Raw genomic sequence first — 21,783 nt, 5'->3', positions numbered from 1 at the left:
TGGCTGTGTCCACCTTGTTGAGGGCTGCGAGCACGTTTGAGGTGTCGATGGTCGCGCCCTTGAGCACGGTCGACATGTCGGTCGCATCTAACGCCCTGCTCGCCGCGGGGCGAAGTGATGCGGTCGTGCGGTCGCTCTTCCCCATCGGGGTCAGCGTTGTGGCTGGATCCCTGGTCGCTCTCCTCGCCCGATCTGGAAGCGTGTCAAGTTTGGGCGTGCTGGGAGCTGACCTGTTGTCGGGAGTCAAGACGAGTTCTGCATCCAGCGCATGAGCGATTCGCAGCAGCATGTCGATAGGCGCCGATGACTTGTCTCCGGCTTCGAACGCGTTTAGCCACTGACGGCCCACCTTGGCGGCCCGCGCCAGCGCTGTTTGAGTCATGCCAAGATCGACGCGCGCTTGACGCACGACATCACCAAGCTCCTGCGCGGAGCGGGCGCGTAGTCGTGTCGTCATACGGCGACTATAGCACGTTGTCGTTGTACGGCGACATCGTCAGAGTGTCGTTATATGACGACACGCTGGCATTGTCGTTGGGTGACGACAACCCGGAAAATGAACTTGGAGAGACTTCCTCCCTGGTTCAAGGTGCGCCGCGCCAGCCGAGCCGCGGCGCAAGCGTCTGGAGGCGATGCCACCAAAAGCAACTGGGCGCCCGCCTTGGCACGGGGGCACCCGTCCAGCGGTTGGCGACCGGAGCCCGCCGAACGCAAGGGGTCTGCTGGACACGCCCGCAAGGCAACCCCGCGCCTACGGGTGCTCAACTGACCTCTGGGAACTTCACGCCGGTGTTGGCGTGGCAGCGGTAGCCGAACGGGTTCTTCGCGAGGTACTGCTGGTGGGCGTCCTCGGCGTAGTAGTACGGCGTCTCGCTGGCTGGGCGGATCTCGGTGGTGATCTCGCCGAGGCGGCGCTTGGCGAGCTCGGCGCCGTAGACGGCGGTCAGCTCGCGCGCGACCTGCTCCTGCTCGGGTGAGGTGAAGTAGATCGCGGAGCGGTACTGCGTGCCGACGTCGTTGCCCTGGCGGAAGCCCTGGGTCGGGTCGTGGACCTCGAAGAAGGTCTTGACCAGGTCGGCGTACGAGACGACCTTCGGGTCGAAGACGACCCGCACGGCCTCGGTGTGGTTGGTGCGGCCGCTGCAGACCTCGTCGTACGTCGGGTTGAGGGTGCTGCCGCCGGCGTAGCCGACCGAGGTCGACCAGACGCCGGGGGTCTTCCAGTAGATCTCCTCGGCGCCCCAGAAGCAGCCGAGGCCGAAGATCGCCACCTCGTAGCCCTCGGGGACGTCGTCGGTCACGACGGGGGCGTCGAGCACCCGGTGGCGGGCGGGGACGGGGAACATCCGCTCGGAGCGGCCGGGCAGCGTCTGCTCGGGCTCGACGAGGGTGGAGGTGTGGCGGGAGAAGATGGACACGGAGTCTCCTTCGGTTCTGCAAGGCCCACGATCGGGTACCTGCACAGTGTCCAACACCCCCGGTGGGCGTTACGTTCCCGTCTCCGGGGGCCGCTGAGTGCCTTCGCTGCGGTGATCTCGACAGGCTCGATCAGCGGTGGTCCAGCGGGTGCCTTCCTTGCGGTGGCTGTCGCACGGTGGCTGAGGTGCGAAGGCGTGCTGCGTCTGAGCCTCGCAGCCTCCGCGGCCTGCGCTGGGGGCTGCTCGGCTCGGGTGCCTTCGCTGCGGGGATCTCGACGGGCTCGATCGGCGGGGGTCCGGTGGGTGCCAGCGGATGGTTGGCCGGGATGGTGGATACCCTCGCGGGATGAGCCAGGAGCACCGCACGAAGTCGGGGTTCGAGACGCGTGCGATCCACGCGGGCTGGGAGCCGGACCCGTCCACGGGAGCGGTGATCCCGCCGATCTTCGCGACGTCGACCTACAAGCAGGACGGCGTCGGAGGGCTGCGGGGCGGCTATGAGTACAGCCGGTCCGCCAACCCGACCCGGACCGCGCTCGAGGACACGATCGCGGCGCTGGAGGAGGGGGAGCGCGGGTTCGCGTTCGCGTCGGGGCTGGCCGCCGAGGACACCGTGCTGCGCGGGCTGCTCGAGCCGGGCGACCACGTGGTGCTGCCCAACGACGCATACGGCGGCACGCACCGCCTCTTCGACAAGGTCGCCCAGCGGTGGGGGCTCGCGCACACGCCCGCCGCGCTGTCCGACCTCGACGCGGTGCGGGCGGCGGTCACCGCGAGGACCCGGATGATCTGGGTCGAGACGCCGACCAACCCGCTGCTCGGGATCGCCGACATCGCGGCGCTGGCCACGCTCGCGCACGAGGTGGGTGCGCTGCTCGTTGTCGACAACACGTTCGCGACGCCGTACCTCCAGCGGCCGCTGACGCTCGGCGCCGACGTGGTCGTGCACTCGACGACCAAGTACGCCGGAGGCCACAGCGACGTCGTCGGGGGCGCGGTGGTCGTGCGCGGCCTCGACCTCGCCGACAAGGTGGCCTACCACCAGAACGCCATGGGCGCGGTGGCCGGTCCGTTCGACTCCTGGCTGACGCTGCGCGGGCTCAAGACGCTGGCCGTGCGCATGGAGCGGCACTGCGACAACGCCGAGCGGGTCGTGGAGTTCCTGACCGCCGACGAGCGGGTCGAGCACGTCTACTACCCGGGACTGGCCGACCACCCCGGCCACGAGGTCGCGCAGGGGCAGATGGACAGGTTCGGCGGGATGGTGTCCTTCCGGGTGAGGGGCGGCGAGGAGCGGGCGCTCCAGGTCTGCGACCGCGCGACCGTCTTCACGCTGGCCGAGTCGCTGGGCGGCATCGAGTCGCTGATCGAGCACCCCGGCCGGATGACCCACGCGAGCGTCGCCGGCACCGAGCTGGAGGTGCCTGCCGACCTGGTCCGGCTCAGCGTGGGCATCGAGACCGCCGACGACCTGCTGGCCGACCTCGACCAGGCTCTTGGGTAGACGGTCGGGGAGCCCGAACGGCACCGCGGTCTGCGTCGACTTCGGCTCGACGTTCACCAAGGCGCTGCTGGTGGACCTCGACGCGGGCGCCGTCCTGGCGGCTGCCGAGCACCCGACGACCATCGACACCGACGTCCTCGAGGGCTACGACGCCTGCCTGGCCGAGCTCGCGGCAGCCGACGAGCGGGCCACCGGCGCGGAGGTGCTGGCCTGCTCCAGCGCCGGCGGCGGGCTGCGGATCGCGGTGGTCGGCAACGAGGAGCTGGTCACCGCCGAGGCCGGCCGCCGGGTGGCGCTGTCCAGCGGCGGCAAGGTGGTCACGGTGCGCGCGGTCGGCCAGGGCGACGACCTCGACCTGTCCGCCGACGCGCCCGACGTCGTGCTCCTGACCGGCGGCACCGACGGGGGCAACCCCGAGCCGATCGTGTCGGCCGCCACGGGGCTGCGCGCCGCCGGGTGGCGCGGCCCGACGGTGCTGGCCGGCAACGCCGAGGCGACCCAGGAGCTGTCGATGGTCCTGGCCGACGTGCCCCACGTGTTCGCGGCGAACGTCGTCCCGCAGATCGGCGCGATCGAGCCGGCCTCGGCCCGGGCGGCGATCCGCGAGATGTTCCTCGCGCACGTGATCGGCGGCAAGCACCTGAGCGCGCGCGCTGACCACGGGCTCAACACGTTCACCGCGATGGTCAGGGGCGCGACCCCCGACGTCGTCCTCACCGGGGTCGAGCTGCTGGCCACCGCGGTCGGCGAGGTGGTGGTCGTCGACGTCGGGGGCGCCACCACGGACGTCCACTCGGTGGTCGACGTCGACCCGGAGCAGGGGTCGCTGGCCCGCGACGTCGTCGCGCCGACCCCGGTGACCCGGACCGTCGAGGGCGACCTCGGCATGCGCTGGTCCGCGGTCTCGACCGTCGACGAGGCGGGCCTGGCGGACCTCGCCGGGGCGGCGCGCGCCCGCCGGGCCGACCCCGGCTTCCTCCCCACCACCGACGAGGAGCACGACGAGGACGAGGCGATCGCCCGAGCCGCGGTGGGCCTCGCCCTGCGCCGGCACGCCGGCCGCTCCAAGGTGGTGCTCAGCCCCGAGGGCCGGGTGGTCGAGCGGACCGGTGTCGACCTGCGTGAGGTCGCCCTCCTGGTCGGCTCGGGTGGCGTGCTGCGGCACGGACGGCCGGGGGTGGCTGGGCGGGTGCTCGGCCCGAGCGTCGGCACCGACGGCGACTGGCAGCTGCCGGAGCGCGCCACGGTCGTGGTCGACTCCGACTACGTCCTCGCCGCCGCGGGTCTCCTCGCCGCAGAGCACCCCGACGCGGCGTACCTCCTCGTGACCGGCCTGGTGCCCGCTCGTGGATAGATTGACGTCGTGAGCGACCACGGCGGTGCCCCGGCGGGTCGCGACAGCGCTCCGGACCAGTCGGACGACCCGTCCGCCGAGCAGGCCGCGGAGCGCGCCCACCGCGAGGGGGTCGCCGCTCGCCTGGCCCACCAGTGGGCCGCGATGCGCCGCCAGGAGCGCGAGCCGCAGCCCGTCGAGATCGCCGCCGGCACGTCGAACTTCAACCGCGCCGAGGTGCCCTACGGCGTCGACCTGGCCGCTGCCTGGTCGTGGCGGCTGCTGGTCATCGCGGCCGCCGCGGCGCTGATCGGCTACCTGATCTCGTTCTTCGCGGTGATGGTCATCCCGGTGGTGGTGGCGCTGCTGGTCTCCGCGCTGGTGGTGCCGGTCGTCGACTGGCTCGAGCGCACCGGCGTACGCCGCGGGGTCGCGTCGATCCTGGTCGTCGTGCTGACGATCGGCACCGTCGCCGCGCTGCTCACCTTCGCCGGCCAGCAGGTCGCCAACGGCGCCTCCGACCTCGCCGACTCCACCGTCGAGGGCCTGCAGAAGATCAAGGACTGGCTGCGCGACGGGCCGCTGCACGCCAGCGACTCCCAGATCAACGACTACATCCAGTCGATCCAGGACGGCATCAGCAAGCAGACCAAGGAGGGCGGCGTCGTCGGCCGCGTGACCGAGGTCGGGGCCGCGGTCGGCCACATCCTGGCCGGCTTCTTCATCGTGCTGTTCTCGACCTACTTCTTCCTGGCCGACGGCAACCGGATCTGGGCCTGGGTGGTCCGCCTCACGCCGCGCGCCGCCCGCGAGCGGGTCGACAGCTCGGGCCGCGTCGCGTGGATCTCGCTCACGCAGTTCGTGCGAGCCACGGTGATCGTGGCCGCCACCGACGCCGTCTTCATCGCCATCGGCGCGGCCGTGCTGAGCGTGCCGTTCTCGCTGGCGATCGGCGTCCTCGTCTTCCTGGGCGCCTTCGTGCCGATCGTCGGCGCCACGGTGGCCGGCACGGTCGCGGTCCTGGTCGCCCTCGTCGACCAGGGGCCGGTCACGGCGCTGATCATGCTCGGGGTGGTGATCGGTGTGCAGCAGCTCGAAGGACACGTGCTGCAGCCGTTCCTGCTGGGCCGGTGGGTCTCGGTGCACCCCCTCGGCGTGATCCTGGCGATCGCGGCCGGCGTGCTCACCGCCGGCGTCGCGGGAGCGCTCGTCGCGGTGCCGCTGGCGGCCGCCGTCAACGCCGTGGTGCAGCACCTCGCGGCCTACACCGAGCCGGGCGACGACCCGGCCGAGGAGCTGGCCGAGGACTACGCGGAGACAGGGGAGACCTCTGCCCTGGAGCAGGAGTCCCTGGTGGCCCCGGCGGACTCCGACGACCCGGAGGACGGAGCGGTCGGTGGCTGACCCGATGACCGAGGCAGATGCGTGCGTGGTGACCCTGGCCGACGTCGAGGAGGCCCGCGAGGTCATCCGCGACGTCGCGATCGTGACGCCGATGGAGCAGTCGCGGTGGCTCTCGGCGCTGGTCGGCGGCCCGGTGTGGCTCAAGTGCGAGAACCTCCAGCGCACCGGTTCCTTCAAGATCCGCGGCGGCTACGTCCGGATCTCCCGGCTCTCACCCGAGGAGCGCGCCCGCGGGGTCGTGGCCGCGTCGGCGGGCAACCACGCCCAGGGCGTCGCGCTCGCCGCGCAGCTGCTCGGCATCAGGTCCACGGTGTTCATGCCCGAGGGCGCACCGATCCCGAAGGAGCGGGCCACCCGTGCGTACGGCGCCGACGTGGTCTTCGAGGGCACGGTGCTGGAGGAGTCGCTGGCGGGGGCGCGGCGGTTCGCCGAGGAGACCGGGGCGGTGCTCATCCACCCGTTCGACCACGTCGACATCGTGGCCGGCCAGGGGACCCTCGGCCTCGAGGTGCTGGAGCAGGTCCCGGAGGCGCGGACTGTGCTGGTGCCGACCGGGGGCGGGGGCCTGCTGGCCGGGGTGGCGCTGGCGATCAAGGCGAAGCGGCCAGACGTGCGTCTCGTCGGGGTCCAGGCCGCCGGCGCCGCGGCGTACCCCGACTCGCTGACGCACGGCTCGCCCGTCCAGCTGCCCGCCATGAAGACCATGGCCGACGGCATCGCCGTCGGGCTGCCGGGAGACATCCCGTTCACCGAGGTGCGCCACCACGTCGACGAGGTCCGGACGGTCTCGGAGGAGTCGCTCTCGCGGGCGCTGCTCGCGCTGGCGGAGCGGGCGAAGATGGTCGTCGAGCCGGCCGGCGCCGCGGCGGTGGCCGCGCTGCTCGACACCCCGCACGACTTCACCGGGCCGGTGGTGGCCGTCCTCTCCGGCGGCAACATCGACCCACTGCTGCTCGGCAAGGTGATCCGGCACGGCATGGCGGCCGCGGGCCGCTACCTCAACCTGCACGTCACGATCCCCGACACCCCGGGCGGCCTCGCGCGGCTGCTCACCGAGGTCGGCGCGAGCGGCGCCAACGTGCTCGAGGTCGCCCACGAGCGGATCTCTCCGACGCTGCACCTCGAGGAGGTCGAGGTGCAGCTCCAGCTCGAGACCCGCGGTCCCGAGCACTCCGAGCAGGTGCTGACCCGGCTCCGCGAGCGCGGCTACCGGGTCATCGAGTGAGGCCGCGCCTCCGAGGACTCGCCTACGGCGTGTAGGGGACCGCGTCGATGATGACGACGGTCTGCTTCTTGCCGTTGACCTCGAAGGACACGGTGTCGCCCTTCTTCTTGTTGATGATCGCGCCACCGAGCGGCGACTGCGGCGAGTAGACGGTGAGGTCGGTGGTGGTGCCCTGCATCTCGCGGGCACCCAGCAGGAACGTCTCGGCCTCGTCCTCGGAGTCCTCGGCGAACCGGTAGGTCACCTTCATGCCCGGCTCGACGATGCCGTCGTCGGGGGGCGTCTCGCCGATCTCGGCGCGCTCGAGCATGGCCTCGAGCTGGCGGATGCGGCCCTCGTTCTTGCCCTGCTCCTCGCGGGCAGCGTGGTAGCCGCCGTTCTCGCTGAGGTCGCCCTCCTCGCGGGCGTCGCTGATCTTGTTCACGATCTCCTGGCGCACCGGGCCCTTGAGGTGCTCCAGCTCGGCGCGCAGCTTGTCGTGAGCCTCCTGGGTGAGCCAGACGGTGCTGTGCTGTGCCTGCTGGGACATGCATGACTCCTGAGGTGTGTCTCGATGGTTCCGGGGGGCGGAGCGCCCGACTGGGTCACGACTCCGCTCGCCGCCGACCGTGCCTGGACGGCCGTGCGCGACGACCAGACGGACCAGTCTAGCCGCGAAGCCGCTCAGGGCTAAGTCGAAGCGCGAATCGGGCGCTCAGCGCGGCCGGTCCTGGCCGGGCGCGGTGCACCCGACCTTCTCCACCGAGGTGGCGCGGCGCTCGGTCCGGATCGTCTCCACCTGGCGCCGTCCTTGCGCCGGGTCGGGGGTGAACGTGAGCTCGCCGACCGTCGAGTGGTCCTCGGCGTACGCCCGCAGCGTGCAGGACGCCTTCACGTCGGCGTCGTCGAGGCTCACCACCAGCACGGCGGTGACGTGGTGGTCGTCGTCGATGGAGAACGTCTCGAGCTCGGAGGTGACCTGTGGGGTCGTGTGCTCGTAGACCGTCCACCCGAGCCAGCCGAGGAACACGACGGTCACGACCGCGGTTGCGATCACCAGCAGGCGCCGAGCACCGGCGGACGGCGCGCCGTACCGCTGGCTCAGCATGTCCTGCGTGCTCACCCGTCCACTCTCACACCTAGGCTGAAGTCATGCCGAATCCGTCAGGCCCACGCGCGGGTCTCCGGCTCATGCACGTGCACGCCCACCCCGACGACGAGTCCAGCAAGGGCGCCGCCTCGACCGCGAAGTACGTCGCGGAAGGCGTCGACGTCCACGTCGCGACCTGCACCGGCGGCGAGCGCGGCTCCATCCTCAACCCGAAGATGGACCGCCCCGAGGTGCTCGAGAACATCACCGAGATCCGGCGCCAGGAGATGGAGCGGGCCCGCGACATCCTCGGCATCCGGCAGGACTGGCTCGGGTTCGTGGACTCCGGGTGGCCGGAGGGCGACCCCAAGCCGCCGCTGCCCGAGGGGTGCTTCGCCCTCGTGCCGCTCGAGGAGGCCGCCGCGCCGCTGGTGCGGCTGATCCGCGAGTTCCGCCCGCACGTGATGACGACCTACGACGAGCGGGGCGGCTACCCCCACCCCGACCACGTGAAGTGCCACGAGATCTCGGTCGAGGCGTTCGCCGCGGCGGGCGACCCCGAGCGCTACCCCGAGCTGGGCGAGCCGTGGCAGGTCCAGAAGCTCTACTACCACCACTCCTTCAACCGCCCGCGGATGCAGGCGATCCACGACGCGATGCTCGCCCACGGCCTCGAGTCGCCGTGGGCAGAGCGGCTCGAGCAGTGGGACCGCGAGCCGGAGTGGGACGCCCGCATCACGACCCGGGTGCCGTGCTCCGACTACTTCGGCGTGCGTGACCAGGCGCTGCTCGCGCACGCTACCCAGATCGACCCCGACGGCTTCTGGTTCGCGATCCCGCGCGAGGTGCAGATCGACGTGTGGCCGACCGAGGACTTCGAGCTCGTCACGTCGTACGTCGAGAGCGAGTTGCCCGAGGACGACCTGTTCGCGGGCGTCACCCCTGACCCCGTGCCCGACCCCGCCTGAGAAGATGTCCTCATGACGTTCCCCGCAGTGCTCCTCCCGCTCGCCGGCACTGCCGTCGACCTGGCCGTGCGGGTCGCGGACGAGACGCCGAAGGACGAGGACGTGAAGGCCGGCTGGCTGGCGCTGGTCATCTTCCTGCTGCTCGGCGCGGCGGTGGTGGTCCTCGCGTTCAGCCTGGTCAAGCAGCTGCGCAAGGCGCAGGCTGCCGAGGACGCCGGGATCTACGGCAGCGACGAGCCCGACCCGGCCGCCGGGGCCGAGGCCGAGCCCGAGAACCACTCCGCGTCGTAGGCGTGGCCCAGCGGGTACCCGTCGGCGTGGAGGTCTCCCCGAAGCTCGTCCCCGTCCGCGAGCCGTCGTCACCCGACGGTGTGGTCCTGGTGCTGCACGGCGGCGCCTCGCGGGGCGGCCAGATGATGGTCAGCCCGACGCAGCTCTCGGTGCTGCGGATGATCCCGACCGCGCGCGCGTCCGCGCGGGCCGGGCGCGGCCGGCTGGCCGTCTACCGCCTCCTCAACCGCTACCGCGGCTGGGACAGCGAGCACACGCCGGTCGCCGACGCCGACTGGGCGATGGGGCTGCTGCGAGAGCGCTTCCCGGGCGCCCCGATCGGGCTGATCGGCCACTCGCTGGGCGGCCGGGCGGCGCTGCTGGCCGGCGACGGGCCCGACGTCCGCTCGGTCGTCGCGCTCAACCCGTGGGTCTATCCGACCGACTCAGCCGACCTGGGCGGCCGGCGGGTGCTGATCGTGCACGGCGACCAGGACCGCGTGGCCTCGATCGCGAAGGCGCGGGCCGTGGCCCGGACGCTGGCGCGCAGGACGACCGTCGAGTTCGAGACCGTCCGCGACGGCAAGCACGCCATGCTGCGCCACGGTCGCGACTTCGACGGACGGGCCGCGGCATTCACCGCGGAGGTCCTGCTCGCGCGCGTCTGAGTGGGTACCTCCCGGCATGGCCGAGACCTTCCGCAAGGGCGACCGCGTCGAGTGGGACAGCCACGGCGGGACCGCCGTCGGCACCGTCGAGGGCAGGATCACCGCGCGGACCGAGGCCGGCGGCCGGACGGTCGACGCGTCTCCCGACGAGCCGCAGTACCTGGTGCGGAGCGAGAAGTCCGGCGGCACCGCCGTGCACAAGCCCGAGGCGCTGCGGAACCGGTCGTAGCCGTCCTGCTCATCGCCTGCTGACCAGCAGCGGCTGGGCGACGTGGGCCAGCACGCCCTCGCGGTCGGACAGCACCGCGTGGGCGACGCCGCGCCCGTGCGGGCTGAGGTCGGTCGCGGCGTCCATGAAGACCCACTCGTCCGCCGGCAGCCGCTCGACGGTCACGGTGAGCGTGTTCGGGATCGACCACCACTCCTGCAGGGGCAGACGCACGGAGACGCCGTTGGCGGAGTCCGCGACCACCATCAGCCGATGCAGTGGCGCGGTCTCCTCACCGGCCACGAGCGGCAGCCGCGGGCGGGCCCACAGTCGCGCGCGCCCGGTCGGGGCACCGTCGAACCCTCCCTCGACGAAGCGCCAGTCGACCGAGGGGCCGTAGCCCCAGTCCGGCGGCACGCCCTCGAAGTACGTCATCGCGCCAGTCTCGGGAAGAGGTGGCAGCTCGGCCGGCGGCTCGACCAGGTGGCGTGTCGAGTCGGCCCGCTCGCGCACCCGCCACGCGGTGGCGGTGCACGCGAGCACGTCGTCGGTGAACAACCGGGCCGCGACGAGCTCGACCCGGCGTCCCGGTCGCACGACCTCCGCCTCGGTGCGCACGACCCCCTGCGCGATCGGACCGAGCATGTCGACGGTCAGCCGGGCGATGCTGAACGACGGGTCGTCGGTGGTGCGATCGACGGCCCGGGCGAGCAGCGCCGACGGAGGGCCGCCGTGCTGCGCGGCCGGGTCCCAGGGGCTCGTGGTGGCCCGGGTGGACTCGTACTCGTCGTCGCCGACCGGCAGGTAGTAGGCCTCGGGCAGCTCCACCGACCCAGCATCGCTCACAGGTCGGGCAGGTCCTGCTCCACCCCCAGCAGCGACCGGAACGGGTCGCCTACGGCCTCCAGCCGGTCGAGCACGGTGCGCACGGTCCAGCGGTCGGGGCGCAGCTCTGGGTCGTCGAGCTCGTGCCACGCGATCGGCACCGAGACCGGTGCCGCCGGCGCCGGCCGGGGGGAGTACGGCGCGACGAGGGTCTTGTTGACGGCGTTCTGGGTGTAGTCGAGCCGGGCCAGCCCCTTGCGGGCCTTGACCTCCCACTTCCAGCTGACCAGCTCCGGCACCACCTGGCCCACCGTGCGCGAGAGCTGCTCGACCCAGGCGCGGGTGTCGGAGAAGGAGTAGCCCGGGCGGATCGGGATCCAGATCTGGATGCCGCGACGACCGGTGACCTTGGGCCGGCCGGTGACGCCGAGGTGCTCCAGCGCGGTGCGGTGCAGGCGGGCCAGCGTGAGCAGCTCGTCCCAGGTCGTGCGCTCGCCCGGGTCGAGGTCGACCAGCGCGAACCTCGGCTCGTGCATCGCGACCTTGCGCGAGGTCCACGGGTGCCACTCCAGCGCGCCGAAGTTGGCGACCCACACGAGCGCGGCCGGCTCGTCGGGCACGACGTAGGCCTGGGTCTCGTCGTCGGCGGCCTCGGGGTTCTCCCAGCACTGCAGCCACGCGGGCGCGTGGCTCGGCCGCTCCTTGTGCCAGAAGCCCGGCTTGTCGGCGCCGTCCGGGTAGCGGTGCATGTTGAGCGGCCGCCCCTCGAGGTAGGGGAGCGCGACCGGCGCGATGCGCGCGGCGTACGCCAGCAGCTCGCGCTTGGTCACCGGCTCCTCGCCGTCGAGGCCGGGGAACAGCACCTTGTCGAGGTTGGTCACCTTGAGCCGGCGGCCGTGGACCTCCCAGGTGCCGCCCTTGCCCGGCAGCTCCTCGAGCGCCTCGATCGCCGCGTCGGGCAGCGGGGCGGGCAGGAGCGAGACCTCCGCCTCGTGGGCCGGCGCCTCGGAGCGCCACTCGCGGTCGGGGTCGGCGGCCACCTCGTCGTTCGTCCGGCCGGTCAGCACCGAGCGCGGGTGCTCCTCGGGGTCCCAGCCCTCGACGGCGTGCTCGTCGTGCTTGTGCAGCAGCATCCACTGCTCGTGGTCGTCCTTCTCCTCCTCGCGGCGCACCAGCACGAACCGGCCGCGCAGCTTCTCGCCGTGCAGGTCGACGTGCAGGTCGCCCTTGCGCAGGGCCTTGGCGGGATCGCGCTGTGCCTTGTCCTGTGCGGGCTCCCACGTGCCGGTGTCCCATACGATCACGTCGCCGCCGCCGTACTCGCCCTTCGGGATCACGCCCTCGAAGTGCAGGTACTCCACCGGGTGGTCCTCCACGTGGACGGCGAGCCGCCGGGCGCCGGGATCGAGCGTCGGGCCCTTCGGCACCGCCCAGCTGACGAGGACGCCGTCCAGCTCGAGCCGGAAGTCGTAGTGCAGCCGGCTCGCGCGATGCCGCTGCACGACGAACCGCCGCCGTCCCTCCGGCCCCACCTCGCCGGCGGGCTCCGGCGTGCACGCGAAGTCGCGCATCCGGCGGTACGTCGCGAGGTCGCTTGCCATGTCGCCCCGGTGCCCGCTCCGGGGGGCTGGGGAAGCACTGGTCAGTGCTTGCCTGGGCTCACGGCCGCGCCGTGGCGCGCGCGCTCACGCAGCACCGGCCGGCCTCGGGGTCGAGCCGCGTGGTCGTGCTCGAGCAACCGAGCGCGGTCGCCACTCCGGAGACGAACTCGAGGTTGAGGCCGCAGACCAGGTCGGTCTGCGTCTGGGCCACCCGGTGGAACGGGCAGTTGTCGAGGAAGAGGGTCTCGTCCTCGAGGTGGGGCTCGTAGCCGCCCTCGGCCAGCGTCGTGGCCAGCCGCTCGACCTCCGGCAGGTCGTCCTCCGGGCGGCGGCCCGCACCCCACCGTTCGCCCTCCTCCCTGGCCGTCCGCGCCACCAGGCCGCCGACGTCGGCACCCGTCGACGTCGCCTCGGCCACGGCCGTCGCAAGGATCTGGCTCAGCACGTCGTAGTGCCGCTCGGGCAGCGACACCGCCAGCTCGCGGTCGGCACGGCGGTAGAGCTTCGACGGCCGACCCGACCCGGGGCCGGTGCGGCCGCTGAGGCGGCGGAACTCGACCTCGAGCAGCCCTTCCTGCACCAGGCGGTCGAGGTGGAACTTCGCCGTGTGGGGCGGCACCCCCACGCCTTCGGCCGCTTCGTCGCGGCTCACGGCCGTGCCGGAGCGCACGACGAAGTCGAACAGGTCGCGGCGCACGGGCTCGGCCAGGGCGGCGATGCCCGCCACCGCGGCGTCGGGAGCCGTGCGTCGGAAGAAGCGCATTTCTAAAAGATAGACATCTTGACGTTAGAAGGCCAGCGGGTGTCTAGTGGATACAACATTCTCTTTTAGAAAGGTGACGCCATGACCGCCACGACCAACACGAGCAACACCGACGGGACCCGGGTCGACTCCTCCGCCCCGTCGTGGGTGCCCCGCACGGGTGCCGACCAGGCCTTCCTCCTGCTCCGCACGGTGTTCACGATCGCTCCGATCGCCTTCGGGCTCGACAAGTTCGCCCAGGTCCTCTGCGACTGGGACTTCTACCTCGCCCCGTGGATCAACGACCTCGTGCCGGGCTCTGCCCACGACGCCATGCTCGTCGTCGGCGTGGTCGAGATCGTCGCCGGCCTGGTGGTCGCGCTCCGCCCGCACCTGGGCGGCTACGTCGTGGCCCTGTGGCTGGCCGGGATCATCGTCGACCTGCTCACGCTCGGCGACTTCTACGACGTGGCGCTGCGCGACTTCGGGCTGCTCGTGGCTGCGCTGGCGCTCGCCCGGCTCGCGGCCGACCGCGTGCGTCGCTGACCGGCCGGGGCGTGCGGCTCGACGTCACCCGGAGGCACGGCCGCCACGACGGAAACACGTTCTAGTTCCGCGCTGGTCGGGGTGGACGCCGGGAGTAGGTTCGGGCCATGCCGGAGGAGACCTACGACTACGTCATCGTCGGAGCCGGCAGCGCCGGCGCCGTCCTCGCCGCGAGGCTCTCCGAGGACCCGGGCGTCACGGTCTGCCTCCTCGAGGCGGGCGGGGAGGCGGACGCCGACGAGGTGATGATCCCCGCGGCGTTCTCGAGCCTGTTCAAGACCCGGTGGGACTGGAACTACGAGACCACCGAGCAGAAGCAGCTCAACGGCCGCCGCGCCTACTGGCCACGGATGAAGGCTCTCGGCGGCTGCTCGTCGATGAACGCGATGATCTACATCCGCGGCAACCGCGCCGACTACGACTCCTGGCGCGACCAGTACGGCGCCGCCGGGTGGGGCTACGACGACGTGCTGCCGTACTTCGTGAAGTCCGAGGGCAACACCCGGCTCGGCGGACCGTTCCACGGCCAGGGCGGGCCGCTGCACGTCGAGGACCGCCGCTACACCCACGAGCTGAGCCAGGCGTTCGTCGACAGCGCCCTCAGCGCCGGCATCAAGCCCACCGACGACTTCAACGGCGCCGAGCAGGAGGGCGCCGGGCTCTACCAGGTGACGTGCAGGAAGGGCCGCCGCTGGTCGGTCAACGAGGCCTACCTGAGGCCGGCCCGGTCCCGCGACAACCTCACCGTCGAGACCGGCGCGCTCGCCACCGGCGTCCTGCTGGAGTCGGCGGGCGGGTCGACCCGCGCCACCGGGGTGACCTTCCGCCAGTCCGGTGCCGAGCACACGGTGCACGCCTCGCGCGAGGTCATGCTCAGCGGCGGCGCGATCAACAGCCCGCAGCTGCTCCTGCTCTCCGGCATCGGTCCGGCCAGCCACCTCGCCGAGGTGGGCGTCGAGTCGAAGGTCGACCTCCCCGGCGTCGGCGCCAACCTCCAGGACCACCCGGCGGCCGGCTGGCTCTGGTACACCAAGGACACCACCGACATCGCACAGCTCAACAACGTGCGGAACTTCGTGCGGTGGAAGGCCCGCGGCACCGGCCCGCTCTCCTCCAACGTCGGGGAGGCGGGCGCGTTCTTCACCACCCGCGACGGGCTGCCCGCGCCCGACCTGCAGATCCACGCGGCGCCGGCCGGCTTCTACGACAACGGGCTGCACGAGCCGACCCGGTCGATGGTGACGGTCGCGTCCACCCTGGTCTCGGTCGCGAGCCGCGGCACGGTGCGGTTGCGGTCGGCCGACCCCGCTTGGCACCCGGCCATCGACCCGGCGTACTTCGACGACCAGTCCGACCTCGACGCGACCCTCGCCGGGATGAAGCGGACCTGGGAGATCTGCACCCAGGGCGCGCTGGCGTCGTACCTCGTCGAGCCCTGGCAGGTCTCGTCGTCGCCCACCGACGACGAGATCGTCGAGCACGTCCGCACCTGGGCGCAGACGCTCTACCACCCGACCTCGACCTGCGCGATGGGCTCGGGCGAGGACGCCGTGGTCGACGCCGAGCTGCGGGTGCGCGGCGTCGACGGGCTGCGCGTGGTCGACGCCTCGGTCATGCCGGCCGTGCCCCGCGGCAACACCAACGCGCCCACGATCATGATCGGCGAGAAGGCCGCCGACCTCATCAAGGAGAGCCGATGACGACCACCGAGGCCCCGGCCACGACCTTCGAGTCACTCGACCCCCGCACCGGCGACGTCGTCGGTCACCACCCCGTCAACTCCCCCGAGGAGGTGCAGGCGGCGGTCGACCGCGCCCGTGAGGAGGCGGCGTGGTGGCGCGCGCTGTCCTTCGACGAGCGGGAGAAGCACCTCCAGACCTGGAAGGGCGCGATGACCCGCCGGGTCGCGCAGCTCGCCCAGGTGATGCACGAGGAGACCGGCAAGCCGCACGGCGACGCGATGCTCGAGGCAGCGCTGGCCATCGACCACCTCGCGTGGGCCGCCACCCACGCCGAGAAGGTGCTCAAGCGGCGCAAGGTCCCGAGCGGGCTGCTGATGGCCAACCAGGCGGCGTACGTCGAGTACCAGCCGCTCGGCGTGATCGGCGTGATCGGCCCGTGGAACTACCCGGTCTTCACGCCGATGGGCTCGATCGGCTACGCGCTCGCGGCCGGCAACGCAGTGGTGTTCAAGCCGTCGGAGTACACCCCCGGCGTCGGCGAGTGGCTGGCCCGGACCTTCCTCGAGTCGGTGGGCCGGCCGGTGCTCCAGGTGGTCACCGGCTTCGGGGAGACCGGTCACGCGCTGTGCACGTCGGGCGTCGACAAGATCGCGTTCACCGGATCGACGGCCACCGGGAAGAAGGTGATGGCCGCCTGCGCCGAGTCCCTCACGCCGGTCGTGATCGAGGCCGGCGGCAAGGACGCGCTGCTCGTCGACTCCGACGCCGACCTCGAGGCGGCGGCCGACGCCGCGCTCTGGGGTGCCTGCGCCAACGCCGGCCAGACCTGCACCGGCGTGGAGCGGGTCTACGTCCACGAGCGCGTCTACGACGAGTTCCTGTCGATGCTGACCGCCAAGGCGCGCGAGGTGACGGCGTACGACGGGGCGGACTCCAAGATCGGGCCGATCACGATGCCCAGGCAGCTCGAGGTCATCAAGCGGCACATCGACGACGCGCTCGCCCGCGGCGGCCGCGCCGTGGTCGGCGGCACCGAGGCCGTCGGCGAGCGGTTCGTGCAGCCGACGGTGCTGGTCGACGTGCCCGAGGACTCCGAGGCGGTGCAGGAGGAGACCTTCGGTCCGACCGTCACCGTCGCCAAGGTCAAGGACATGGACGAGGCGGTCGAGCGCACCAACGCGACGCGCTACGGGCTCGGGTCGACGGTCTTCTCCAAGGCCCGCGGCATGGAGCTCGCCTCGCGCATCCGCTCTGGCATGACCGCGGTCAACGGCGTGATCACCTTCGCCGCCGTCCCCTCGCTGCCGTTCGGGGGCGTGGGCGACTCCGGCTTCGGCCGCATCCACGGCCCCGACGGCCTCAAGGAGTTCACCTTCGCCAAGGCGATCGCGCGCCAGCGGTTCAAGCCGCTCCTCGCGCTCACGACCTTCGCCCGCACCGAGAAGGCCGACCAGCAGCTGGCCTCGATGATCACCATGCTCCACGGCCGGGGAACAACGATAAGGAAGTCGTGACCGCTGGTTGAGGAGGTTGCGCAGCAACCGTATCGAAACCTCCCAGCCCGGGCAGGGACCCGATCAGGGTCGGCTCGGGTGCCTTCCTTGCGGAGGTTTCGACACGCTCGGTCGCGACCCCGCTCGTTCCTCGCGGGGTCGCGCTCGCTGCTCAACCATCGATGACGACGCCCTTCGGAGCGCTCCTCGTGCCTCGGAGCGCTACCTCAGTGCGTACGTCGCCATGCTGATGCCGACGTAGTGCGACACGAAGGCCAGCACGGTGAACGAGTGGAACACCTCGTGGAAGCCGAACCAGCGCGGCCACGGGTCGGGGCGCTTGAAGCCGTAGACGACGCCGCCGAAGGTGTAGAGCGCGCCGCCGGCAAGGATCAGCACGAAGACCGCGACGCCGATGCCGACGCCCAGCCCGGTCGCGCCGTGGAAGAATGCTGGGATGAAGAAGATCGCCGCCCAGCCGAGCGCGATGTAGATGGGTGTGTAGAGCCAGCGCGGCGCGTCGGTCCAGAAGATCCGGAACAGCACGCCGAGGATCGCGCCGGTCCAGACGGTGGTGAGCAGCGCGACGCGGGCGGTGCCGTGGAGCAGGAGCAGGCTGAACGGCGTGTAGGACCCGGCGATGAGCAGGAACACGTTCGAGTGGTCGAAGCGGCGCAGGAACGCCCAGACGCGCGGTGACCACGTGCCGGTGTGGTAGGTCGCGGAGACACCGAAGAGGAGGACGGCCGACGCGGTGAAGACCGCCGAGCCGATCCGGGTGGTGGTGTCGGGGGAGAGGCAGATCAGCACGATGCCGGCGGCGAGCGCGAGCGGGGCCGTGACCAGGTGCAGCCAGCCGCGGAGCTTCGGCTTGACGTGCTCGAACCGCTCGGAGACCTCGGCGACGGAGTCATGGAGGCTGTCCATGCCTGCGCGCACTGCGTCGGAGACCGGGTTGCTCATGGCGCGACGGTACCCAGACCACCTGAGCCTCCGGTGAGGATGCGCCGAAGATCACCCGGCCCTCTCGTTACCATCGTGGCGTGGCGGACTGGAAGCGTGGCCTTCGCAAGGTCATCTATCCCGTCTACGAGGCCCGGATGCTGCGCCGGATGGCGCTCGACCGGGTGCCCAAGCACGTCGGCGTGATGCTCGACGGCAACCGGCGCTGGGCGAAGGCGGTCGGGCTCGGCACGGCGGAGGGCTACCAGGCCGGGGCCGACAACATCCGCCCGCTGCTCGGCTGGTGCGAGGAGGTCGGCGTCGAGGTGGTCACTCTGTGGCTGCTCTCGAGCGACAACCTCACCAGCCGACCGCCCGACCAGCTCGCCGGCCTGCTCACGATCATCGAGGGCGCGGTCGACTCGCTGGCCGCCGAGGGGCGCTGGCGGGTGCACCCCGTCGGGGCGCTCGACCTGCTGCCCGCGGCCACGGCCGAGCGGCTCAAGGCCGCCGAGGAGGCCACCCGCGACGCCGACGGGCTGCTCGTCAACGTCGCGGTCGGGTACGGCGGCCGCCGCGAGATCGCGGACGCCGTCCGCTCGCTGCTCCACGAGCACGCTGCCGCCGGCAGCAGCCTCGAGGAGCTCGCCGAGGTCATCGACGTCGAGCACATCGCCCAGCACCTCTACACCAAGGGGCAGCCCGACCCCGACCTCGTCATCCGCACGTCCGGCGAGCAGCGGCTCGGCGGCTTCCTGCTCTGGCAGAGCGCCCAGTCGGAGTTCTACTTCTGCGAGGCCTACTGGCCCGACTTCCGCCGGGTCGACTTCCTCCGCGCGATCCGGGCCTACGCCCAAAGGGAGCGCCGCTTCGGCGCGTGACCTGATACCCCCGCGAGCTTCGGCCCCCAATCCGCCGCGACTGCTCGCTGCGCTCGCGGCGCCTCGCTCGCTGCACTCGCTTCGGCGCGGTCGCCGCGGCTCGGAGGCCGATCGCGGGGCGCCTCGCTGCGCTCAGAAAGACCGGGTCGCTGCGCTCCCACGCTCCAATTGCGGCCCAGACACCCCGCGAGCTTCGGCCCCCAATCCGCGGCTGGCTTGATACCCCCGCGAGCTTCGGCCCCCAGTCCGTGGCGCCAGCTTCGCGGCGCCTTGCTCGCTGGCGCTCGCTGCGGCGCAGGCGCCACGGCCCGGAGGCCGATCGCGGGGCGCCTCGCTCCCCTCGGAAAAACCGGGTCGCTGCGCTCCCACGCTCCAATTGCGGCCCAGACACCCCCGCGAGCTTCGGCCCCCAATCCGCGGCGATGGTGTCGCGCGGGTGTCTGGACGTCACCTGCTCGTCACCGCGTGGTCGGGCGTGTCGCACCGGTAGGCCGGACGACTCGGCGTACGTTCGCTGCATCGGCGAGTGGGGAAGCTTGCCGTATCGGGAGGCCCGAATCTTGCGCAAGCACGATCCACAACTGACCTGCGACAGCTCTTCACCGAGCTTGCGGGTCGCGCGTGGGGGCCGGCACTCCGGCCTTCGGGCTCCCTCCCGGTCCTTGCAGCAGAGCTAGGGCCGGGCGAGGAGTGCGCGCGCCGGTCATGTGGGGTGGATCGTGCCCAAGTCCAGCCGACCGGCCACCGATGTGGCTACGCGCACCTACGTGCTCGACACCAGCGTCCTGCTGGCCGACCCGGGGGCGCTGAGGCGCTTCGACGAGCACGAGGTCGTGCTGCCGGTGGTCGTGATCACCGAGCTGGAGGGCAAGCGCCACCACCCCGAGCTGGGCTACTTCGCCCGCACCGCGCTGCGGATGCTGGACGAGCTCCGGGTGACCCACGGCCGGCTCGACGAGCCGGTGCCGGTCGGCGACCTGGGCGGCACCGTGCGGGTCGAGCTCAACCACACCGACGCCGACTCGCTCCCGTCGGGCTTCCGGCTGGGCGACAACGACACCCGGATCCTGGCGGTGGCCCACAACCTCGCCTCCGAGGGCTCGGCGGTCACGCTGGTCAGCAAGGACCTCCCGCTGCGCATCAAGGCGTCCGCGGTCGGCCTCGACGCGCAGGAGTACCGCGGCGAGGCGATCAGCGACTCCGACCCGGGCTACTCCGGCATGGCCGAGCTGGAGGTCGAGGCGGCCGACCTCGACGACCTCTACGACGCCGGCACCCTCGACCTCGAGGCGGCCCGCGAGCTGCCCTGCCACTCCGGGCTGGTGCTGCTCTCCGACCGCGGTACGGCGCTGGGCCGGGTCGGCGCCGACAAGCAGGTCCACCTCGTGCGCGGCGACCGCGAGGCCTTCGGCATCCACGGCCGCTCCGCCGAGCAGCGGATCGCCCTGGAGCTGCTGCTCGACCCCGAGGTCGGCATCGTCTCCCTCGGTGGCCGCGCCGGCACCGGCAAGTCGGCGCTCGCCCTGTGCGCCGGGCTCGAGGCCGTGCTGGAGCGCAACGAGCACAAGAAGGTCGTCGTGTTCCGCCCGCTGTTCGCCGTCGGCGGCCAGGAGCTCGGCTACCTGCCCGGCTCGGAGTCGGAGAAGATGGGCCCCTGGGCGCAGGCGGTGTTCGACACCCTCGGCGCCGTCACCTCCCGCGAGGTGATCGAGGAGATCCTCGCTCGCGGCATGCTCGAGGTGCTGCCGCTGACCCACATCCGGGGCCGCTCGCTGCACGACGCGTTCGTCATCGTCGACGAGGCGCAGTCGCTCGAGCGCAACGTCCTGCTCACCGTGCTGTCGCGGATCGGGGCCGGTTCGAAGGTCGTGCTCACCCACGACGTGGCCCAGCGCGACAACCTCCGTGTCGGTCGCCACGACGGCGTCGTCGCGGTGGTGGAGAAGCTCAAGGGACACCCGCTGTTCGCCCACGTGACGCTGACCCGGTCGGAGCGCTCGCCGATCGCGGCGCTGGTCACGGAGATGCTGGAGAACGTCGCGCTCTGAGGCCGGAGCCGACCCCGAGACCCGCCGAACCTGAGGCTCCTGTGACTGGTGTGACTCCTGAGTCATCCGTCCGCACCATGTTGCGTCGTTCGGTTTGCAACCACTTGGAGTGTCGGGCAAGGTAACCGAGTTCGCCCGGCGCTCCCGCAGCGCTCCTCGTCACCCCATGGATCGAGCCCAGACACGTGTCGTCGTCACAGCCGCAGGCCGGTAAGCACCGCGCCTCGAGGGCTCGACGCGCGCCGCGGGCGGCGCTCAAGACGTCGCTGACGCTCTCGTCGATGGCGGTCGTCGCGACCGGGTTCGCGGTCGGCAGCGGCGCGCTCTCGCTGAGCGCCGACGGTGACCCGACGAGCCCGTCGACCAGCGTCGCCGACCTCGGCTCCGCAGCAGCGGGCACGAGCGCGTCGACGCTCTCCGACACCGCCGAGGCAGACACCCAGGCCGAGGTCGCGGCCGCGGAGGACGCCCGCGCGCAGGCGCCGGTGTCGCGCTCCGACAGCCGCGCCAAGGCCGACCCGCTGAAGAAGGACACGCTGTCGCTCGGCGCGGGCAACGCGATGTCGCGCACCGAGGACCTCTCCGACGAGGACCCCCGCGTCATCGCCCGGGCGCTGCTCTCGAAGTTCGGCTGGGGCGAGGACCAGTTCGGCTGCCTCGACTCGCTGTGGACCCGCGAGTCCAACTGGAACCCCCACGCCGACAACCCGAACTCGAGCGCCTACGGCATCCCGCAGGCGCTCCCCGGCTCCAAGATGGCCTCCGCCGGAGCCGACTGGGCCACCAACCCGGTCACCCAGATCACCTGGGGCCTCGGCTACATCCAGGACCGCTACGGCTCGCCGTGCTCGGCCTGGGGTCACAGCCAGAGCCACGGCTTCTACTGATTGTCTACCCCTCGGGACTGCCGGGTCACTGCGCTCCCACCGCTGGTTGAGGAGCTCGCGCAGCGAGCG

The 21,783-nt window shown here is 72.0% G+C and carries 22 protein-coding genes; 14 read left to right on the top strand and 8 right to left on the bottom strand.

Features of this window, described 5'->3' with window-relative positions; all coding sequences use genetic code 11:
• Positions 1–457, bottom strand: a 457-nt coding sequence (locus G514_RS29960; protein WP_084152224.1) for a helix-turn-helix domain-containing protein, incomplete at its 3' end; no start/stop codon positions are given.
• Positions 458–761: 304 nt separating this feature from the next.
• Positions 762–1,412, bottom strand: coding sequence for a peptide-methionine (S)-S-oxide reductase MsrA (msrA, locus tag G514_RS0117925; RefSeq protein ID WP_036565445.1), 651 nt, complete (start codon positions 1,410–1,412; stop codon positions 762–764).
• A 352-nt stretch (positions 1,413–1,764) separates the two neighbouring features.
• On the opposite strand from msrA, the gene G514_RS0117920 reads away from it, so the two are divergent.
• From G514_RS0117920 to ilvA, 4 genes are read left to right on the top strand one after another with little or no spacing between them, the layout of a single operon-like run.
• Entirely contained in the window at positions 1,765–2,922 is a 1,158-nt protein-coding gene (locus tag G514_RS0117920; protein WP_028652881.1) for a cystathionine gamma-synthase, read from the top strand.
• The gene (locus G514_RS0117915) at positions 2,915–4,276 is read left to right on the top strand and encodes a glutamate mutase L (RefSeq protein ID WP_028652880.1); all 1,362 of its coding nucleotides are present in this window, start codon (positions 2,915–2,917) and stop codon (positions 4,274–4,276) included. The genes G514_RS0117920 and G514_RS0117915 overlap by 8 nt, the downstream gene beginning before the upstream one ends.
• A 9-nt stretch (positions 4,277–4,285) precedes the next feature.
• Positions 4,286–5,659 (top strand): AI-2E family transporter, encoded by a 1,374-nt coding sequence (locus tag G514_RS27555; RefSeq protein ID WP_245582256.1) that lies wholly within the window; start codon positions 4,286–4,288, stop codon positions 5,657–5,659.
• Between the two features lie 4 nt (positions 5,660–5,663).
• The gene (gene ilvA / locus G514_RS0117905) at positions 5,664–6,884 is read left to right on the top strand and encodes a threonine ammonia-lyase (RefSeq protein WP_028652879.1); all 1,221 of its coding nucleotides are present in this window, start codon (positions 5,664–5,666) and stop codon (positions 6,882–6,884) included.
• Between the two features lie 22 nt (positions 6,885–6,906).
• Here ilvA and greA read toward each other — a convergent pair whose 3' ends face one another.
• Both greA and G514_RS0117895 read right to left on the bottom strand, forming a co-directional pair.
• The gene (greA, locus tag G514_RS0117900) at positions 6,907–7,413 is read right to left on the bottom strand and encodes a transcription elongation factor GreA (protein ID WP_028652878.1); all 507 of its coding nucleotides are present in this window, start codon (positions 7,411–7,413) and stop codon (positions 6,907–6,909) included.
• A gap of 165 nt (positions 7,414–7,578) precedes the next feature.
• A complete protein-coding gene (locus G514_RS0117895) occupies positions 7,579–7,986 on the bottom strand; it encodes a DUF4307 domain-containing protein (RefSeq protein WP_028652877.1) in 408 nt (135 codons plus the stop codon).
• Between the two features lie 29 nt (positions 7,987–8,015).
• Here G514_RS0117895 and mca point away from each other — a divergent pair, with 29 nt between their 5' ends.
• From mca to G514_RS0117875, 4 genes are read left to right on the top strand one after another with little or no spacing between them, the layout of a single operon-like run.
• Entirely contained in the window at positions 8,016–8,921 is a 906-nt protein-coding gene (mca, locus tag G514_RS0117890; protein WP_028652876.1) for a mycothiol conjugate amidase Mca, read from the top strand.
• A 12-nt stretch (positions 8,922–8,933) separates the two neighbouring features.
• Positions 8,934–9,212: a hypothetical protein gene (locus tag G514_RS0117885; protein WP_157544955.1), complete on the top strand. Its 279-nt coding sequence runs from the start codon at positions 8,934–8,936 to the stop codon at positions 9,210–9,212.
• A gap of 26 nt (positions 9,213–9,238) precedes the next feature.
• Positions 9,239–9,859: an alpha/beta hydrolase gene (locus G514_RS27550; RefSeq protein ID WP_036565440.1), complete on the top strand. Its 621-nt coding sequence runs from the start codon at positions 9,239–9,241 to the stop codon at positions 9,857–9,859.
• A 16-nt stretch (positions 9,860–9,875) separates the two neighbouring features.
• A complete protein-coding gene (locus tag G514_RS0117875) occupies positions 9,876–10,088 on the top strand; it encodes a hypervirulence associated TUDOR domain-containing protein (protein WP_028652874.1) in 213 nt (70 codons plus the stop codon).
• A gap of 9 nt (positions 10,089–10,097) precedes the next feature.
• Here G514_RS0117875 and G514_RS0117870 read toward each other — a convergent pair whose 3' ends face one another.
• From G514_RS0117870 to G514_RS0117860, 3 genes are read right to left on the bottom strand one after another with little or no spacing between them, the layout of a single operon-like run.
• The gene (locus G514_RS0117870; protein ID WP_036565151.1) at positions 10,098–10,895 is read right to left on the bottom strand and encodes a thioesterase family protein; all 798 of its coding nucleotides are present in this window, start codon (positions 10,893–10,895) and stop codon (positions 10,098–10,100) included.
• Positions 10,896–10,909: 14 nt separating this feature from the next.
• Positions 10,910–12,493, bottom strand: coding sequence for a non-homologous end-joining DNA ligase LigD (locus G514_RS0117865; RefSeq protein ID WP_028652872.1), 1,584 nt, complete (start codon positions 12,491–12,493; stop codon positions 10,910–10,912).
• A gap of 58 nt (positions 12,494–12,551) precedes the next feature.
• Positions 12,552–13,256: a helix-turn-helix transcriptional regulator gene (locus G514_RS0117860; RefSeq protein WP_028652871.1), complete on the bottom strand. Its 705-nt coding sequence runs from the start codon at positions 13,254–13,256 to the stop codon at positions 12,552–12,554.
• Positions 13,257–13,337: 81 nt separating this feature from the next.
• On the opposite strand from G514_RS0117860, the gene G514_RS0117855 reads away from it, so the two are divergent.
• The 3 genes from G514_RS0117855 to G514_RS0117845 all read left to right on the top strand — a co-directional run bounded on the left by G514_RS0117855 (position 13,338) and on the right by G514_RS0117845 (position 16,977).
• Positions 13,338–13,781: a hypothetical protein gene (locus tag G514_RS0117855; protein WP_028652870.1), complete on the top strand. Its 444-nt coding sequence runs from the start codon at positions 13,338–13,340 to the stop codon at positions 13,779–13,781.
• A gap of 107 nt (positions 13,782–13,888) precedes the next feature.
• Positions 13,889–15,481 carry a GMC family oxidoreductase gene (locus G514_RS0117850; RefSeq protein WP_028652869.1) on the top strand — a complete coding sequence of 531 codons (1,593 nt, stop codon included), beginning with the start codon at positions 13,889–13,891 and terminating at the stop codon, positions 15,479–15,481.
• Positions 15,478–16,977 carry an aldehyde dehydrogenase family protein gene (locus G514_RS0117845; RefSeq protein WP_028652868.1) on the top strand — a complete coding sequence of 500 codons (1,500 nt, stop codon included), beginning with the start codon at positions 15,478–15,480 and terminating at the stop codon, positions 16,975–16,977. Before G514_RS0117850 ends, G514_RS0117845 begins: the two co-directional genes overlap by 4 nt.
• Before the next feature lie 201 nt (positions 16,978–17,178).
• Here G514_RS0117845 and trhA read toward each other — a convergent pair whose 3' ends face one another.
• Entirely contained in the window at positions 17,179–17,919 is a 741-nt protein-coding gene (trhA, locus tag G514_RS27545) for a PAQR family membrane homeostasis protein TrhA (protein ID WP_211222170.1), read from the bottom strand.
• Between the two features lie 80 nt (positions 17,920–17,999).
• Between trhA and G514_RS0117835 the strand changes: the two genes are divergently transcribed.
• The 3 genes from G514_RS0117835 to G514_RS30970 all read left to right on the top strand — a co-directional run bounded on the left by G514_RS0117835 (position 18,000) and on the right by G514_RS30970 (position 21,714).
• The gene (locus G514_RS0117835) at positions 18,000–18,779 is read left to right on the top strand and encodes an isoprenyl transferase (protein WP_028652867.1); all 780 of its coding nucleotides are present in this window, start codon (positions 18,000–18,002) and stop codon (positions 18,777–18,779) included.
• A gap of 719 nt (positions 18,780–19,498) precedes the next feature.
• The gene (gene phoH2, locus G514_RS0117830; RefSeq protein WP_157544953.1) at positions 19,499–20,827 is read left to right on the top strand and encodes an RNA 5'-3' helicase PhoH2; all 1,329 of its coding nucleotides are present in this window, start codon (positions 19,499–19,501) and stop codon (positions 20,825–20,827) included.
• Between the two features lie 185 nt (positions 20,828–21,012).
• Positions 21,013–21,714, top strand: coding sequence for an aggregation-promoting factor C-terminal-like domain-containing protein (locus G514_RS30970; RefSeq protein ID WP_028652865.1), 702 nt, complete (start codon positions 21,013–21,015; stop codon positions 21,712–21,714).
• Positions 21,715–21,783 lie beyond the last annotated feature (69 nt).

The sequence above is a fragment of the Nocardioides halotolerans DSM 19273 genome (assembly GCF_000422805.1).
Taxonomy (GTDB): domain Bacteria; phylum Actinomycetota; class Actinomycetes; order Propionibacteriales; family Nocardioidaceae; genus Nocardioides; species Nocardioides halotolerans.
The sequence above is the reverse complement of the archived record's forward strand: the minus strand, read 5'-3'. Positions and strand labels throughout refer to the sequence as shown.

Coding starts and splice junctions, on each gene's coding strand:
- greA (WP_028652878.1), bottom strand. CDS start 7,413: ATGTCCCAGCAGGCACAGCACAGCACCGTCTGGCTCACCCAGGAGGCT.
- G514_RS0117920 (WP_028652881.1), top strand. CDS start 1,765: ATGAGCCAGGAGCACCGCACGAAGTCGGGGTTCGAGACGCGTGCGATC.
- G514_RS0117845 (WP_028652868.1), top strand. CDS start 15,478: ATGACGACCACCGAGGCCCCGGCCACGACCTTCGAGTCACTCGACCCC.
- mca (WP_028652876.1), top strand. CDS start 8,016: ATGCCGAATCCGTCAGGCCCACGCGCGGGTCTCCGGCTCATGCACGTG.
- G514_RS0117850 (WP_028652869.1), top strand. CDS start 13,889: ATGCCGGAGGAGACCTACGACTACGTCATCGTCGGAGCCGGCAGCGCC.
- G514_RS0117855 (WP_028652870.1), top strand. CDS start 13,338: ATGACCGCCACGACCAACACGAGCAACACCGACGGGACCCGGGTCGAC.
- trhA (WP_211222170.1), bottom strand. CDS start 17,919: ATGAGCAACCCGGTCTCCGACGCAGTGCGCGCAGGCATGGACAGCCTC.
- G514_RS0117875 (WP_028652874.1), top strand. CDS start 9,876: ATGGCCGAGACCTTCCGCAAGGGCGACCGCGTCGAGTGGGACAGCCAC.
- G514_RS0117860 (WP_028652871.1), bottom strand. CDS start 13,256: ATGCGCTTCTTCCGACGCACGGCTCCCGACGCCGCGGTGGCGGGCATC.
- G514_RS0117885 (WP_157544955.1), top strand. CDS start 8,934: ATGACGTTCCCCGCAGTGCTCCTCCCGCTCGCCGGCACTGCCGTCGAC.
- ilvA (WP_028652879.1), top strand. CDS start 5,664: ATGACCGAGGCAGATGCGTGCGTGGTGACCCTGGCCGACGTCGAGGAG.
- G514_RS0117865 (WP_028652872.1), bottom strand. CDS start 12,493: ATGGCAAGCGACCTCGCGACGTACCGCCGGATGCGCGACTTCGCGTGC.